Annotated in this window: 15 protein-coding genes and 1 tRNA gene; 6 read left to right on the forward strand and 10 right to left on the reverse strand. The window is 68.4% G+C overall.

The features are described 5' to 3' along the window. Nucleotides 1-2: 2 nt before the first annotated feature. The 9 genes from V5F63_RS10505 to V5F63_RS10545 all read right to left on the reverse strand — a co-directional run bounded on the left by V5F63_RS10505 (nucleotide 3) and on the right by V5F63_RS10545 (nucleotide 8,004). Nucleotides 3-953: a branched-chain amino acid ABC transporter permease gene (locus V5F63_RS10505; RefSeq protein ID WP_394102630.1), complete on the reverse strand. Its 951-nt coding sequence runs from the start codon at nucleotides 951-953 to the stop codon at nucleotides 3-5. A gap of 108 nt (nucleotides 954-1,061) precedes the next feature. After that, a complete protein-coding gene (locus V5F63_RS10510) occupies nucleotides 1,062-1,997 on the reverse strand; it encodes a hypothetical protein (RefSeq protein ID WP_394102631.1) in 936 nt (311 codons plus the stop codon). Nucleotide 1,998: 1 nt separating this feature from the next. Then, nucleotides 1,999-2,952: a ferritin-like domain-containing protein gene (locus V5F63_RS10515; protein ID WP_209488986.1), complete on the reverse strand. Its 954-nt coding sequence runs from the start codon at nucleotides 2,950-2,952 to the stop codon at nucleotides 1,999-2,001. A gap of 28 nt (nucleotides 2,953-2,980) precedes the next feature. Further along, the gene (locus V5F63_RS10520) at nucleotides 2,981-4,171 is read right to left on the reverse strand and encodes an ABC transporter substrate-binding protein (protein WP_394102632.1); all 1,191 of its coding nucleotides are present in this window, start codon (nucleotides 4,169-4,171) and stop codon (nucleotides 2,981-2,983) included. A 91-nt stretch (nucleotides 4,172-4,262) separates the two neighbouring features. Beyond that, complete coding sequence (locus V5F63_RS10525) at nucleotides 4,263-5,084, reverse strand: GntR family transcriptional regulator (RefSeq protein WP_209488988.1); 822 nt, start codon at nucleotides 5,082-5,084, stop codon at nucleotides 4,263-4,265. Between the two features lie 249 nt (nucleotides 5,085-5,333). Further along, nucleotides 5,334-5,410: transfer RNA gene (locus V5F63_RS10530), tRNA-His, on the reverse strand. A gap of 170 nt (nucleotides 5,411-5,580) precedes the next feature. Continuing rightward, nucleotides 5,581-5,787, reverse strand: coding sequence for a hypothetical protein (locus V5F63_RS10535; protein ID WP_209488989.1), 207 nt, complete (start codon nucleotides 5,785-5,787; stop codon nucleotides 5,581-5,583). Between the two features lie 48 nt (nucleotides 5,788-5,835). Continuing rightward, nucleotides 5,836-6,795: a PDR/VanB family oxidoreductase gene (locus V5F63_RS10540; RefSeq protein WP_394102633.1), complete on the reverse strand. Its 960-nt coding sequence runs from the start codon at nucleotides 6,793-6,795 to the stop codon at nucleotides 5,836-5,838. Nucleotides 6,796-6,870: 75 nt separating this feature from the next. Further along, nucleotides 6,871-8,004, reverse strand: a complete 1,134-nt coding sequence (locus tag V5F63_RS10545) for an NAD(P)H-dependent flavin oxidoreductase (protein WP_394102634.1) — start codon at nucleotides 8,002-8,004, stop codon at nucleotides 6,871-6,873. 87 nt (nucleotides 8,005-8,091) lie between these two features. Here V5F63_RS10545 and V5F63_RS10550 point away from each other — a divergent pair, with 87 nt between their 5' ends. The 5 genes from V5F63_RS10550 (at nucleotide 8,092) to V5F63_RS10570 (ending at nucleotide 11,915) form a co-directional block, all read left to right on the forward strand. Beyond that, complete coding sequence (locus tag V5F63_RS10550; RefSeq protein ID WP_209488992.1) at nucleotides 8,092-8,916, forward strand: LysR substrate-binding domain-containing protein; 825 nt, start codon at nucleotides 8,092-8,094, stop codon at nucleotides 8,914-8,916. A gap of 144 nt (nucleotides 8,917-9,060) precedes the next feature. Further along, the gene (gene egtB, locus V5F63_RS10555) at nucleotides 9,061-10,371 is read left to right on the forward strand and encodes an ergothioneine biosynthesis protein EgtB (protein ID WP_394102635.1); all 1,311 of its coding nucleotides are present in this window, start codon (nucleotides 9,061-9,063) and stop codon (nucleotides 10,369-10,371) included. After that, nucleotides 10,371-11,342 (forward strand): L-histidine N(alpha)-methyltransferase, encoded by a 972-nt coding sequence (gene egtD, locus V5F63_RS10560; protein WP_394102636.1) that lies wholly within the window; start codon nucleotides 10,371-10,373, stop codon nucleotides 11,340-11,342. Before egtB ends, egtD begins: the two co-directional genes overlap by 1 nt. A 41-nt stretch (nucleotides 11,343-11,383) precedes the next feature. Next, nucleotides 11,384-11,626: a hypothetical protein gene (locus tag V5F63_RS10565; protein ID WP_209488995.1), complete on the forward strand. Its 243-nt coding sequence runs from the start codon at nucleotides 11,384-11,386 to the stop codon at nucleotides 11,624-11,626. A 70-nt stretch (nucleotides 11,627-11,696) separates the two neighbouring features. Then, complete coding sequence (locus V5F63_RS10570) at nucleotides 11,697-11,915, forward strand: hypothetical protein (protein WP_394028582.1); 219 nt, start codon at nucleotides 11,697-11,699, stop codon at nucleotides 11,913-11,915. Between the two features lie 10 nt (nucleotides 11,916-11,925). On the opposite strand, the gene V5F63_RS10575 is transcribed toward V5F63_RS10570, so the two are convergent. Next, a complete protein-coding gene (locus tag V5F63_RS10575; RefSeq protein WP_209488997.1) occupies nucleotides 11,926-12,213 on the reverse strand; it encodes a hypothetical protein in 288 nt (95 codons plus the stop codon). Nucleotides 12,214-12,357: 144 nt separating this feature from the next. Between V5F63_RS10575 and V5F63_RS10580 the strand changes: the two genes are divergently transcribed. Continuing rightward, nucleotides 12,358-14,148 carry a potassium/proton antiporter gene (locus V5F63_RS10580; protein WP_394102637.1) on the forward strand — a complete coding sequence of 597 codons (1,791 nt, stop codon included), beginning with the start codon at nucleotides 12,358-12,360 and terminating at the stop codon, nucleotides 14,146-14,148. Nucleotides 14,149-14,158 lie beyond the last annotated feature (10 nt).

The raw sequence follows: 14,158 nt of genomic DNA on the forward strand, positions 1-14,158 counted from the left end.
CCTCACACCTTCACGATGTCGGCGCGGCCGAGCAGGCCGGAGGGGCGGACGAACAGGATGAGCAGCAGCACGGCGAAGGCGATGGCATCCTTGAAGGCGGAGGAGATGTAGAAGCTGCCGAACGCCTCCAGCAGCCCCAGCGCCAGCCCGCCCACCACGGCGCCCGGCAGGCTGCCAAGCCCGCCCAGCATGGCGGCGCTGAACCCCTTGAAGCCGAACATGGCGCCCTGGTCGTAGGAGGCGAGGGTGAGCGGCGTGACGATGGCGCCGGCGAGCGCCCCCGCGAGCGCCGCGATGCCGAAGGAGAGCAGCACGGTGCTGCCCACATTCACCCCGACGATCGCCGCCGCCTCCCGGTCCGCCGCCGCCGCGCGCAGTGCCTTGCCGAGGATGGTGCGCTCGAAGAAGGCGTGCATCACCACCAGGAAGGCGAGGGTGATGGCGATGATCCAGAGCGTCTGGCTCTGGATGCTCACCCCGCCGACCGAGAGCGCGGTGTTGCCGGAGAAGCCGGCATAGCCCACCGGCTTCTTGCCCAGCACCAGCATCACGAGGCTTCGGCTGACGATGGAGAGGCCGATGGTGACGAGGGTGATGACCAGGGCATCCGGCTTCTTCAGCGGCTGCACCGTCAGCCGCTCGGAAAGAAGGCCGACGACGCCCACCAGCACCACCGCCGTCACCACCGCGAGGCCGATGCTGGAGAAGGCGCCGATGAGGAGAGCGGTGACCATGCCGCCCATCACCACCCATTCCCCCTGCGCGAAATTCATCGCGCCGGTGCTCTTGAAGACCACGTTGAAGCCAAGCGCCACCAGCGCATAAACGGCGCCCGTGCCGATGCCGGCGGACAGGACCTGGAGGAGGGCGGTTGCGGTCTGCATGGGGTGACGGCCAGCCTTCGGCGCGTTGGAAATGACGTGCCCCATCAGGGGGATGAAGGTCCCGGCCACCGCGCTCCGGAGCAATCGGGGCTTTGCCCCGGGGGGCGCGGACGGCCGGGACAGGTTCGGGTTGGGCGCGAGGCCCGCCCGTTTCCTCGGAACGAGACGTCCGAGGGGTCAGAAACTGCGCATGCGGTTGGTCTCGAACAGGGGCACCATGACCCCGAGTTCCGCGAGGCGCGTGCGGGCGTTGCCGGCGAAGGTCGCGAGCGCATCCTCCTCCGCCGCGCGCGGCGCGCCGCCGAGGCCGGCCTCGGCCGTGATCGCATCGGCCTCCGCTTCGGCCGCAGCGTGCTCGGGCGCGAGCCAGGGGCAGTGATAGCCCTTAAGCACCACGTCCCGCACATAGTCGGACAGCTCGGCCGCGATGGTCTCGCGCTCCGCCTTCGTCCAGCCCTCCGCCTTGGCGGCGAGATAGAGCCAGCCAAAGGCGGCGTGGCGCTCCTTGTCGGCAATCACGAAGTCGAGCATGGACTGCACGGCCGGGTTGGTGGCGGCGGCGCGCCAGGCCTTGGCCAGTTCCAGCTCCAGCCCGTCCTCGAAGGCGGCGTGGGCGGCCACGTAGGCGTCGAGCAATTGGCCGGCATCCATCACCCGGCGGTGCAGGTGGCGGTTGAAGACGGCCTCATAGGCCTTGGCCGCCGGCCGGGCGAGGCGACCGCCGAAGGTCTCGGCGATCTTGTCGTAGCACTCGACGTGCCACGCCTCTTCGGTGTTGCGGGTGGTGAGGTAGAATTTCGGGTCGATCTCCCGGCCCACCTCCATGCAGAAGCGCACGATGAGGGCCGGCGTCTCGGTGAGGCCGGTGGCCTCGGTCCACACCCGCCGGCTCCAGGTGCGGCGGGCGGCGGCGCGCACTTCCTCCGGATAGGTCTCCGGCCTGAGCGCGCTCCAGTCCACGTCGCGATGCGGGTTCCAGCGGCCGGCCTTGCCCGTGTCGTAGAGCGCGCGGATCTCCGGCAGCGTGACGTTCATCTCGAGCGGAAACCGCCGCTCGACGAGAAGCCGCACCGGCGGCAGCGAGGGCTCGGCCCGCGTGGCGTGGAGCGGCATGTCAGATGGTCCCGAGCTTGGGATGCGTGAAGGGGGGCAGTTCGATGCCGAGCGCGCGCATCTGCTCGCGGATACGCTGCACGGTCGCGATGAAGACCGGCTTTTCCTCGTCCTCCACGGTGGCGCCGAGGCCCGCCTCGTAGGTGATGCGGTCGGCCTCCACCTCGGCGTTGGAGGCCGGGTTCTCCGGCGCCAGCCATGCGCTGTGGTAGCCGTTCAGCTCCACCTTCTCCATCATGGTGATGACGGCATCCTCGATCATCTTCTTCTGATCGGGGGTGAGCTGCTCGCAGATGGCTTCGAGGAAATACCAGCCGAAGGCGCAGTGCCGGCTTTCATCGCGCATGATGTAGCGCACGATCTGCTTGGCGACGGGATCGTGTGTGACGTCGTTCAGGTGCTTGAAGACGTCGAAGGCGATCTCCTCCGCCGTGCAGACGAGGGCGGCGATGATGCCCTCCAGCGGCACGTCCGCATTGAGGGCGGCGCGGCGCACGCCGTGGGTGGAGACGGAGCCCTCGAAGAGCTGTTGCACCGGCTTCTCGATATAGCCGCCGAGCTTCTCCGCCATGGCGTGGCAGACCTCGGCGTGGCGCGCTTCTTCCTGGGAGCGGATGGTGAAGAAGAGCTGCATGTCGGAGGGGCGGTTCTCCACGCCGAAGCGCACCTGAAGCGCCGGGCTTTCGGAGATGGCGCCATACTCGCTCCACGCCCGGCGGCTCCAGTAGAGCCGGGCGGCGTAGCGCTGCTCGTCCGTGTATTTGGAGGGGTCGAGCTGGTCCCAATCCACGTCGGTCTTGGGGTCCCACTGGTTCCGCGTGGCCGCGTGGAACAGCTCGCGGATGCGCGGCAGATCGGAATTGAAGGTCAGCGGAAAGCGGTCCTCGGGGGCGTCCAGCAGCGTCTGGACCACCTCGAACGCCTGCTCGGCGGACATGTCACGCGAAAGGGCCATGGGTGTTTCCTCCCGTTGGTGTTTCCCGTCAGGCGTAGTCGGCAAGGTTGAAGCGGCCATCGCGCCAGTTCACCAGCACGATGTCCTGTTTCGAGAGGCCGGAATGGCGCTCGGGCGAGAAGGTGAAGACGCCGGAGATGCCGGGGAAATCCTTGATCTGCTCCATGCCCTGGCTGAGCTTGGAGATGTCGCCCCCCACCTTCTTCAGCGCCTCGCGGGCGAGCAGCGCGCCGTCGTAGGATTCCGCCGCATAGATGCTGGCCGGGCGTTTGAAGCGCGCCTCATAGGCCTTCATCATCTTGAGAATGCCGGCCTTGAGCGGGTCGCTGTCCGGCAACTGGTCGCCCACGGGCAGCTTCAGGCTGGCGAGGAGCAGGGTGTTGGCGGCGTCGCCGGCGAGCTTCATGTAGTCCGCCGAGACGAACCCGTAGCTGTGGATCAGCGTCTTCTTGTCGAGGCCCAGCTGCTGCGCCTGCTTGAGGAAGACGACGCCGGCCGGCGTCACCGTCCAGCAGATGATGGCCTCGGCGCCGGCATCGCGGATGCGGGTCAGCTGGGGCATCATGTCGGTGTCGGAGGGGGCGAAGGATTCATACATGACGTCGAGGCCGCGCTTCGGCCCGACGATCTTCATCTGCCCCACCGCGCCCTGGCCGAAGCCGGACGTGTCGGCGATGAGCGCCACCTTCTTGATCTTCTTCTTTTCGAGATAATCGGCGATGCGCTCCAGCACGTCGCCGTCGTCCACCGTGCTCTTGAACACATACTGGCGCTCGGCCACCGGCGTCACGATGGCGAGCGCGCCCTCGGACGAGATGAAGGGCACCTTGGCGGCATTGGTGATGGGCGCCATGGCCAGCGCGATGCCGCTCATGTTGCCGCCGCTGAGGATCAGCTCCACCTTGTCCTGGCTGATGAGCCGGCGGGTGGCGGTGATGCCCTTCTGGGTCTGGCTCTCGGCGTCGTAATAGGTCCACTCGATCTTGCGGCCGCCGAGGCCGCCCGCGGCGTTGAACTCCTCCACCGCGAGTTCGAGGCCGGCCTTCATGTCCTCGCCGAGGAAGGCCGCGGGGCCGGTCACGGAAAGGATGGAGCCGACGCGCAGCGGCTCGGCGGCGCGGGCGGCGCTGCTCCACAGGCCGGCCACGGTCCCGGTGCCGGTGGCCGCGAGGGCGGCGGCGGGCACCATCTTCAGGAAGCTGCGTCGTCCGAACTGCACTTCTGGCCTCCTCTGGAAGGGCGCTTCGTGCGCCTCGTTCATCGTGCGCCGGACGGAATGCCCGGAGCGGAAACGGCTGCGGGCATGGCAGTCAGTCGTCGTGGACGCCGCTGCGGTCGATTTCGGCGGCGGGGCCGCCGTCGCGGGAGAGGGGAACGCTGAGCGAATAGCGCACGAGATCGGCGCGATGCACGGTGTGGCCGGAGAGCGCGAGGCGGCCGGCGGCGTCGCGATAGCTCAGGGTGCGGATCAGCACCGGGGCGCCCTTGGTGAGGTGGAGATACTCCACCTCCTCCGGCCCGGCGACGCCGGCCTCGATGGTGAAGTCGCCGGTCTTCAGGTCCACCGCCTGCCACAGGCGATGGAGGGGCGAGCCGTGGACCGCCTCTTCCGTCCAGCCGATGGTGAGATCGGCCGGCAGATAGCGATAGTCGATGGCGAGCGGCACGCGGGCCGCCGCGCGCAGGCGCTTGATGAACAGCACCGGCGCGCCGGCTTCGGTCTCAAGGCTGGCGGCGATGGTCTCGTCGGCGACGATGCGCTCGAAGGCCAGCACGGTCGCCTGCATGGGCATGCCGGTGGCGGCCCACTGGTTCAGGAAATCCATGCCCGGGTTGAAGCGCTCTTCCAGCTTGCGCACGGCGACGAACGTGCCGAGGCCGCGGCTGCGGGTGAGCAGGCCCTCCTGCACCAGCTCCGCCACCGCCTGCCGCGCCGTGTCGCGGCTGACCGAGAACATGGCGCAGAGCTGCTCGTCCGAATAGAAGCGCCGGTCGCCCTGTTCCCACTTGAGGATGAGGCCGATCAGCCGCTGCTTGATCTGGGCATAGAGGGGCAGCGGCGAGGCGCGGTCGAGGGGCGGGAAAGGCCCCTCGGCGTCGAGCGGTGCAACGTTGGTCAGCGTCTCGGACATGCACGTCACCCCGGCGCGTAACCCCTGGTGCGTCACCTTTGGCGCGTCACCTTTGGCGCAGAACCCTCTGGTCCGCTGGCGCTGGACCACCGCGAAGGCCGTCTGCACCGGCTTTATATGAATGTAGGGTCAAGCATACATTTCACGCAACAGCTTTCTTGCGACGCGTGACGAAGACGGCAGCGACGGCGCAAACACGCAACCGGCGCGGCAGCGAACTAGGGAATATGAGAAAGGGCAGTGCCTGTATGGTACAGGTGGGTGGGCTCGAACCACCGACCTCCGGTTCCACAGACCGGCGCTCTAACCAACTGAGCTACACCTGCACGGCTCCGGCGCGTCGGGCGCCGGAAGAGAGCGCGGAACCTACGCGGGGCGCTCTGCAATTTCAAGGGGGCGAAAGCCGCTGATCACAGCGGTGTTGCGCGCCGGGTAAAATCCAGCGCTGGCGCGGGCGCGCGCCCGGTGCGCCGGGCGCGGCGCGTGTCGCCGGGCTTCAGTTTGCGCGCGCGGGGGCGTCGTCGTCCTCGTCTTGGACCAGCTCTTCCACCTTGCTCATGATGGAGACCCAGGTGCGGTGCGCCTCGACCTTGCCACCCAGCTCGAAGCTCTCCGCCATGCGATGGGCGAAGGCGACGCCCTCGGGGCCGTATTGCTCGGCGATGATGAAGGCGGTGCGCCAGACATCTTCCTCAGTGACCATGCTCTCATCCTTCCGTCGCGAGGGGGCAGCAAGCGCCAGGCGGAATTGTCACAAATCCAACACCAGCAGGTCGCCTTTGGCACGCGAGACGCAGGCCAGGAACCAGCCCTGCGCCTTGTCCTCGGGCTTGAGGCGCTTGTCGCGGTGATCGACCTCGCCTTCCAGCACCTTCACCTTGCAGGTGCCGCAGGCGCCCTGCTCGCAGGAGGTGGGAATCTTCACGCCTGCTTCTTCCATGGCGGTCGAAACGGAGCGGTCGCCGGGGATCTTGATGACCTTGCCGGTGGAGGCGATCTTCACGTCGAACACCTTGTCCAGCAGCGGCGGCGGCGCCTTGCCGGTGAAGCGCTCCACATGGATGCGGTTGACGCCGAAGCCCTTCTGCTGGGCGCTGGCGATGATGGGGTCGAGCCACCAGTCCACCCCGCAGAGGAAGACGTGCGTGTCGTCCGGCCGGTCCGCCAGCAGGTTCGCGGCGTTGAGGCGGGGCTCGGCGGCCTCGAAATAGAAGGTGGTGTTGGCCGCGAAGGCGGACGCCTCGATGGTGGACTTGAACGCGCCCGGCGAGCCGCCCGCGAAGAGATAGTGGAACTCGAACGGGATGTTCTTCGCCTTGAGATGATCGGCGATGGAGAGAATGGGCGTCGCGCCGATGCCGCGGGCAAACAGCAGCGCGCGCTTGGTGTCGCGCGGCACGGCGAAGCGGTTGCGCGGGGTGCCGACGGCGAGGCGGTCGCCCTCGTTCACCTGCTGGAACAGGGCCTTGGAGCCGCCGCGGCTGTTGGCATCCTTCCAAACGCCGATCACGTAGCGATGGCGCTCGCTCTCGCTGTTGATGAGGGAATACTGCCGCACGAGGCCGCCGGGGATGGTCACATCCACATGCGAGCCGGCAGTGAAGGCGGGCAGTTCGCCGCCCTCGGCGGGGATCAGCTCGAAGGAGGCCATGTTTTCGGCCTCGATCGTCTTCTTGGCCACGATCACCGGGCTCAGGGCATCGTCCGACATCGCATCCTCCAAACCATCCGCACAGGAACGCTGATTGGGGGAGGTGCAAACGAGGGGCCAGTTGCGTCCGCGGGCTCAGGCGAGCCTTGCGAGCGCCTCCGTGGCGAGCTTGTGCGTGAGGTCGGCGGCCGGAAGACGCGGGCTCAGGGCGGCGGATTGGCCGCACCAGAGGTTGGTGAAATCGTCCCGGCCCTCGGCCTCGGCCTTGGCGCGCAGCGGGGCGAGGGCGCCGCCGGAGGTGGGGAAGGCCGATGCCTCCGGCGCGATGGGGCCGATCTCGCGCATCACGCGGTTCATGATGCCGCGCGCGGGGCGGCCGGTGAAGATGTTCGTGAGCGCGGTGCTCTCGTCCGTCGCGGCCTCCAGGGCGGCGCGGTGGACGGCTGGCACCTTCGCTTCCGGCGAGAACAGGTAGGCGGTGCCGATCTGCACCGCCGAAGCCCCCAGCGCCAGCGCCGCCACGATACCGCGCGCATCGGCGATGCCGCCGGCGGCGATCACCGGCACCTTCACCGCATCCGCCACCTGCGGCACGAGGGAGAAGGTGCCCACCTGCCGGGCCACGTCCTGCCAGCCGATGGGGGTCTGCGAATAATCGCCGCCGAGGAAGAGGGCGCGATGGCCGCCGGCCTCGAAGCCCATGGCGATGATGGCGTCGCAGCCGTGATCCTCCAGCCAGCGCGCCTCGGCCACCGTGGTCGCGGAAGAGATGATCTTTGCGCCCGTCGCCTTCACCCGCGCCACGAGGTCCGGCGCCGGCAGGCCGAAATGGAAGCTCACCACCTCGGGGCACACCTCCTCCACGACGGTGCAGAACGTGTCGTCGAACGGCGCGCGGGAGGGGGAGGGGGTGCTCGCGGCCGGGTCGAGCCCGGCCTCGACGTAGTAATCGGCCAGGCGCGCCCGCCAGCGCAGCGCCCGCGCCGGATCGTCCTGCGGGGGCGTGTGGCAGAAGAAGTTGAGGTTGAGCGGCTTGCCCGGCAGGCCCGCGCGGATCTTCGCCACCGCCGCCTTCAGATCGTCCGCCCCATACATGGCGCAGGGCAAGGAGGCGAGGCCGCCGGCCGTGCCCACCGCAATGGCCAGCTCCGGCGAGCCGGGGCCGGCCATGGGGCCGAGAAGGATGGGGTGCTCGATGCCGAACAGGTCGAGGATGCGCCGGTCCGGCCAGCGGGCGGCGGCGGGAGCATCGGGCGTGGCGGCGGTCATGGCGTTGTCTCCCGAGGGGTCGCCGCCATTATCGCGCTTCCATCAATCATTGAAATTGAAACATTCTGATATTATCGTTCACTTCTGATGATGGACCTGCGCGATTTCCGCTTCCTGGAAGCGGTGGCCGAGACCGGCAGCGTCACCCGCGCCGCCGGGCGCCTCGGCTGCGTGCAGTCCAATGTCACCACCCGCCTGCGCAAGCTGGAGGACCGGCTCGGCCAGAAGCTCGTGGAGCGCATCGACGGCCGCATGGTGCCCACCGCCGCCGGTGCGATGGCTCTCGACTATGGCGCGCGGATCGTGCGTCTGTCGGAAGAGGCGGAGAAGCGGCTGCGTTCGGCGGCCGAGGCCTTCCCGCCGCTGCGCCTCGGCACCATGGAGACCACCGCCGCCGTGCGCCTGCCGCCGCTATTGAAAGCGGCGCGGGCGCAGCTGCCGGACCTGCGCCTCTCCATCACCACTGGCACCAGCGGCGAACTGGTCGCGGCGCTCGGGCGGGGCGACATCGACCTCGCCTTCGTGGCCGAGGAGGCGGCGGAGGCGCGTTTTGAAAGCGTGCCGCTGTTCGAGGAAGACCTGGTGGAGGTGCTGCCCATCGGCGGCGCGGCGGAGGCGGCCGCCGTCGTCTTCCGGGCGGGCTGCTGCTACCGCGCGCGCTTCGCCGAGGCGTTTGGCGACCTACCATTGCTGGAACTGGGCACGCTGGACGGCATCATGGGCTGCGTCGCCGCCGGGCTCGGACGCACGCTTTTGCCCGAAGCGGCGGTGGAGCGCTGGCGCAGGGCAGGGGAGGTGGAAACGCGCCCTCTTCCCCCCGGTCGTGGGCGGGTGGGCACGCTGGCGCTGTTCCGCGCCGCGAGCCCTTCCCGCCGCTCCATCGATGCCCTCGTGGCTCTGGCTCGCGGCTGAGCAGGTCCCACAGCCTCGCGACATCGTGCGTGGCTTCAATGTAACGCCGGAGGTCCATGGCCCGAACTCGGCCGTAGAAACCACACGGCGTCTGTGGCGTTGATGTCGGAGGCGGTCCGAGGCCGCATCGGTGAGCGAGGACGAATGAACAAGCCCTGGAAACCCCTCGCGACGCCGCAGACGTTTCGGCCCGAGGCCTCGGATGAGACCGGGCGCGGCCCCGCCATCGCCCGCTTTCTCAAGGTGCGCAGACAGACCGAAGACCTGGCGGAGCGCCTCCATCCCGAGGACCAGACGGTGCAATCCATGCCGGATTGCAGCCCCACCAAATGGCACCTCGCGCACGTTTCGTGGTTCTTCGAGACGTTCCTGCTGGTGCCCCACCTGCCGGGCTACGAGGTCGCCAACGCGGATTTCGCCTTCCTCTTCAATTCCTATTATGAGGCCGCCGGTCCCCGCCATGCCCGCTTCGCGCGCGGCCTCATCACCCGCCCCACGGTGACGGATGTGGCGGACTATCGCCGGCATGTCACCCACGCCATGACAGACCTCCTCACCGGGGCCGACGAGGAGACCGTCGCCCGTCTCGCGCCGCTGGTGGAGATTGGCATCAACCACGAGCAGCAGCATCAGGAACTGATCCTGATGGACATCCTGAACCTGTTCGCCGCCAATCCCCTGCGTCCCGCCTACCGGCCCGCGGTGCCCGCGCCGACGGCGGAGGCGCGGCCGCTGGCGTTCGTCGATTATCCCGGTGGCATCTTCGAGATTGGCCACGCGGGGGAGGGCTTCTCCTATGACAATGAGGGGCCGCGCCATGAGGTGCTGCTGCGCCCCTTCCGCCTCGCCTCCCGCGCCGTGACCAATGGCGAGTGGCGCGCCTTCATCGCGGATGGCGGCTATCGCCGGCCGGACCTGTGGCTCGCGGACGGCTGGGCGCGGGTGAAGGCGGGGGAATATGAGGCGCCGCTCTATTGGGAGCTTCATGACGGTGACTGGCAGGCGTTCAACCTCAATGGCCTCGCCCCGCTCGATCCGGCCGCGCCGGTGGTGCATGTGAGCTATTACGAGGCCGACGCCTTCGCCCGCTGGGCCGGCAAGCGCCTGCCCAGCGAAGCGGAGTGGGAGGTGGCGGCGCGCGGCCTGCCCGTCGCCGGCAATTTCCTCGACAGCGACGCGCTGCGCCCGCTTCCCGCCGCCACGGATGATCTGCCCGCGCAGATGTTCGGCGATGTCTGGGAATGGACCCAGAGCCCCTATGTGGCCTACCCCGGCTATCGCCCCGCGCCGGGCGCGCTCGGCGAATACAACGGCAAGTTCATGTCGTCGCAGATGGTGCTGCGCGGCGGCTGCTGCGCGACGCCCGAAGGCCATGTGCGGGCCACCTACCGCAATTTCTTCTATCCCCACCAGCGCTGGGCCTTCGCCGGCCTGCGCCTTGCCGAGGATGCCTGATGCGCGCTTCGTCCCTTCTGTGCGCCCCTGAGAGCCGAGAGTCCCCCGAGCGCGCCGCCTTCCGCGCCGACGTGATCAAGGGGCTTTCTGCCAGCCCAAAGCAGCTTTCGCCCAAGTATTTCTATGACGAGGCCGGCTCGCGCCTGTTCGACCTCATCTGCCGCCTGCCCGAATACTATCCCACCCGCACCGAGCTGGGTGTGCTGAAGGCCCATGCCGGCGACATCGCCGCCCTCGCCGGGCCGGGCGCGAGCCTCGTGGAGTTCGGCTCCGGATCGAGCGTGAAGGTGCGCCTGCTGCTCGATGCGCTGGAGCGCCCCGCCGCCTACGTGCCCATCGACATCTCCGGCCCGCACATGAGGGCTGCCGTGACCGCGCTGGCACGGGATTATCCGTCGGTTGCCATGACGCCGGTGGAGGGCGATTTTACCCGGCCGCTGGAATTGCCGGATCTTGGCGAAGGAGGGCGGCGCATTGGCTTCTTCCCCGGCTCGACAATCGGCAATTTCACGCCGGCCGAGGCTGAGGCGTTCCTGACCCATGCGCGGCAGTCGCTGGGCGCTGGCGCGGCGCTGGTGCTGGGGTTTGACCTGCCGAAGGACCGCGCGGTGCTGGAAGCCGCCTATGACGACCATCAGGGCGTGACCGCCGCCTTCAACCTCAACCTTCTGACGCGCATGAACCGGGAACTGGGGACGGATTTCGACCTCTCCGCCTTTCACCATCGCGCCGTATTTAATGAGGCCGAGAGCCGCATCGAGATGCATCTGGAGAGCCGGGCGGCGCAGACCGTGCGGCTCGACGGCGTGCGCTTCACCTTCGCCCCCGCCGAGACCATCCACACGGAGAATTCCTACAAGTATGCGGCTCCGCGGCTGATGGGCATGGCGCAGGCCGCCGGCTGGCGGCAGGCGGCACTGTGGACCGACCCGCGCCGCTGGTTCGCGGTGGCGGTGCTGGAAGCTGTCTGAACCGGGAAACAAACCGGCCCTGGCCCCGTTAGTCCTCCACCATGGCACGCTTCTGGGAAACCCAACTCATCCGCCCCATCTGGCTCCACGACGGATCGTGGTTGGCCACGCTCGGCGATTGCGGTCGCGTGCTGCTGCACCGCTTCGCGGAAGGTGAGAAGGGGCCGGAGCTGGACAATGCCCTGAAGGCACTCATCGGCGCCGCCGAGGCCGGGCGGCCGGAGGACATCGCCTTCGCCGAGCGGCAGGTCCGGCTTTTCTTCGAGGTGCGCGCGCTGCTGTGACGCGACCTTCCGAGCGCGCGGGCGCAAATGCGGCCATCATGTGACCGCGATCGCGTGGTAGTGGAGGGGGATGATCTGCGCCGAATGCGACCGCTGCCACCGCCGCTCCATCCTCTCCGCTCGGGGCGACGAGGACGGCCGGCTGGAGGACACATCTGAAATGCGGGCCAACAGCCTGCGCTGCGACCTGTGCGGCAGCCGTCGCGTGCGCCTCGTGCGGGTGGCTTCGCCGTTCGAGGCCGTCGCCTTCATCAACGGGAGGCTCGCGCCGGATCGCTCCGGCGGCTGAGCGGCGCGCGTCAGGAGAAGATCACGCCAGCCTGCGCGCTGCCCGTGAGGTGGCGGGGGGTGCCGGTGCCGGGAGCGTGGAGGCAGCCGCTGCAATAGACGGCGCTGTTCTGGAGGCTGCGGCCATCGGCATCGAGGGCATAAACCCCGACCCAGGTGCGATGGTCTCCCTCGTCGTCCGCGATGGAAAAAGCCAGTTCGCGGTCGAAGCAAATCGTTTCGCTCTGGAGGAGAAGTTTCCCCTCTTCGCTGACCATCGCCATGACGAGATAGGCGTTGGGGGTGGCGCTTGATGTCATTCGCGTCCCTTTCCGCCCCCGGATCGGTCCGTTCGTAATACAGAATTGGTAATTCCGCACCACGATGCGAGAACCTTACGCCTTAGACGGTCGCCGCGCTACTGTGACGTTCAGGATTCGGCGGGGCCAGGGCTTTTTGGACACATGGGATCGGTTGTTGTATCAAACATAGTCCTCCTCGTGGTTGCGGCGCTGGTCGTGGTTGGAACGCTCTCCAGCCTGCTCGCCGCCCGGTTCGGCGCGCCCATCCTGCTGGTGTTCCTCGTGGTCGGCGTGGCGGCCGGCGAGGGGGGGCCGGGAGGCATCCATTTCGATGACTACTGGGCCACCTACATGGTGGGATCCGCCGCGCTGGCGGTAATCCTGTTCGACGGTGGCCTGAGGATGCGGGTCGCCTCCATGCGCGGCGCCATCCTGCCCGCTGTGGGACTTTCCACGGTCGGCGTCGCTTTCACCGCCGCGCTGGTGGCGCTGGTGGCCGTGCCACTCCTCGGCCTTGGCTGGATGGAGGGCCTGCTGGTCGGCGCCATCGTCGCCTCCACCGATGCGGCGGCCGTGCTGTTCCTGGTCCGCGCGCAGGGGCTGCGCCTCGGCCGCCGGGTCGGCTCGGTGATCGAGATCGAATCCGCCACCAACGATCCTGCCGCCGTATTCCTCACCGTGTTGCTGGTGGAAATGCTCACGAGCAGCGCCGGCGGCCATGTGGGCGATCCCGGTCTCGTGGTGGTGTTCGGCGCGCTCCGCGAGATGGTTCTGGGCGCGGTGCTCGGCGTCGCGGGCGGATATGCGCTGGTGGCGCTGCTCAATCGCGTGGACCTGCCGGGCGGTCTTCATCCGGTGATGGTGGTGGGCGTGGCGGTGCTGCTGTTCGCGCTTACCTCGCTGCTGCACGGCTCGGGATTCCTCGCCGTTTATCTGGCGGGACTGGTGGTGGGAAACCGGCCGGTGCGGGCCATCGCCTCCATCACCTCGTTTCTCGATACAATCACCTGGCTCTGCCAGATCGTCATGTTCGTGATGCTGGGCATGCTGGTCTCGCCCGAGAAGCTCCTGCAATACGCCCTGCCGGCGCTCGGCGTCGCGGCCTTCCTGATTCTGGTGGGTCGGCCGGCGGCGGTGTTCGCCTGCCTCGCGCCGTTCCATTTCTCGCTGAAGGAGAAGCTGTTCGTCTCCTGGGCCGGGTTGCGCGGAGCGGTATCCATCTTCCTCGCCACCATCCCCATGCTGGCGCACCTGCCCATGGCGGAGGTGTATTTCAACGTCGCCTTCGCGGTGGTGGTCGTCTCGCTGATCCTGCACGGCTGGACCATGGGCTACGCGGCGCGGCGGCTCGACGTGGCCCTGTCCGATCCCGATCCCGGCGTTCGGCGCTTCGAGATCGACCTGCCGGGACAGACGGAAATGGAGCTGGTCGCCTATCCCGTCATGGCGGCGACGCCCGTGGTGGGGCAGGCGCAACTGCCCGAGTGGGCGCGCCTGATGATGGTGGTGCGCGCCAACGAGACGCTCACGCCCGAGGCGGCCGGCCCCCTCAAGACCGGCGACTACGGCTATGTGCTGGCGCCGCCCAAGCGTGTGCACCAGCTCGACCGCCTGTTCCGGCCCGAGGAAGCGACGCCGCTCGACGACAGCGCGGCCTTCCCCTTCGTCGGCGAGGTGCGGCTGGGCGATCTCGCCAGCTTCTACGGCCTTGCCGTTCCGGACGCCGAACTCGGCCTCACCATCGCCGACGCCTTCGCCGACCGCTCCGACGACAAGCCCGCGCCGGGCATGCGCATCGCCTACGGACAAGCGGTGATAGAGGTGCGGGCGGTGACCGACGGGCGGGTGAGCTATGTGGTGCTGCGGCTGCAGGCCGGCAAACTCAAGCGCTCCATCGCCCGCGCCCGTCGCCTGCTGGGCTTTCCGCCGGAGCAGGACGAGGACGACGAATAGAGGCCGACAA

Origin of the sequence: Xanthobacter wiegelii, from assembly GCF_043193855.2 — a bacterium.
In the GTDB taxonomy this organism is placed as follows: domain Bacteria; phylum Pseudomonadota; class Alphaproteobacteria; order Rhizobiales; family Xanthobacteraceae; genus Xanthobacter; species Xanthobacter flavus_A.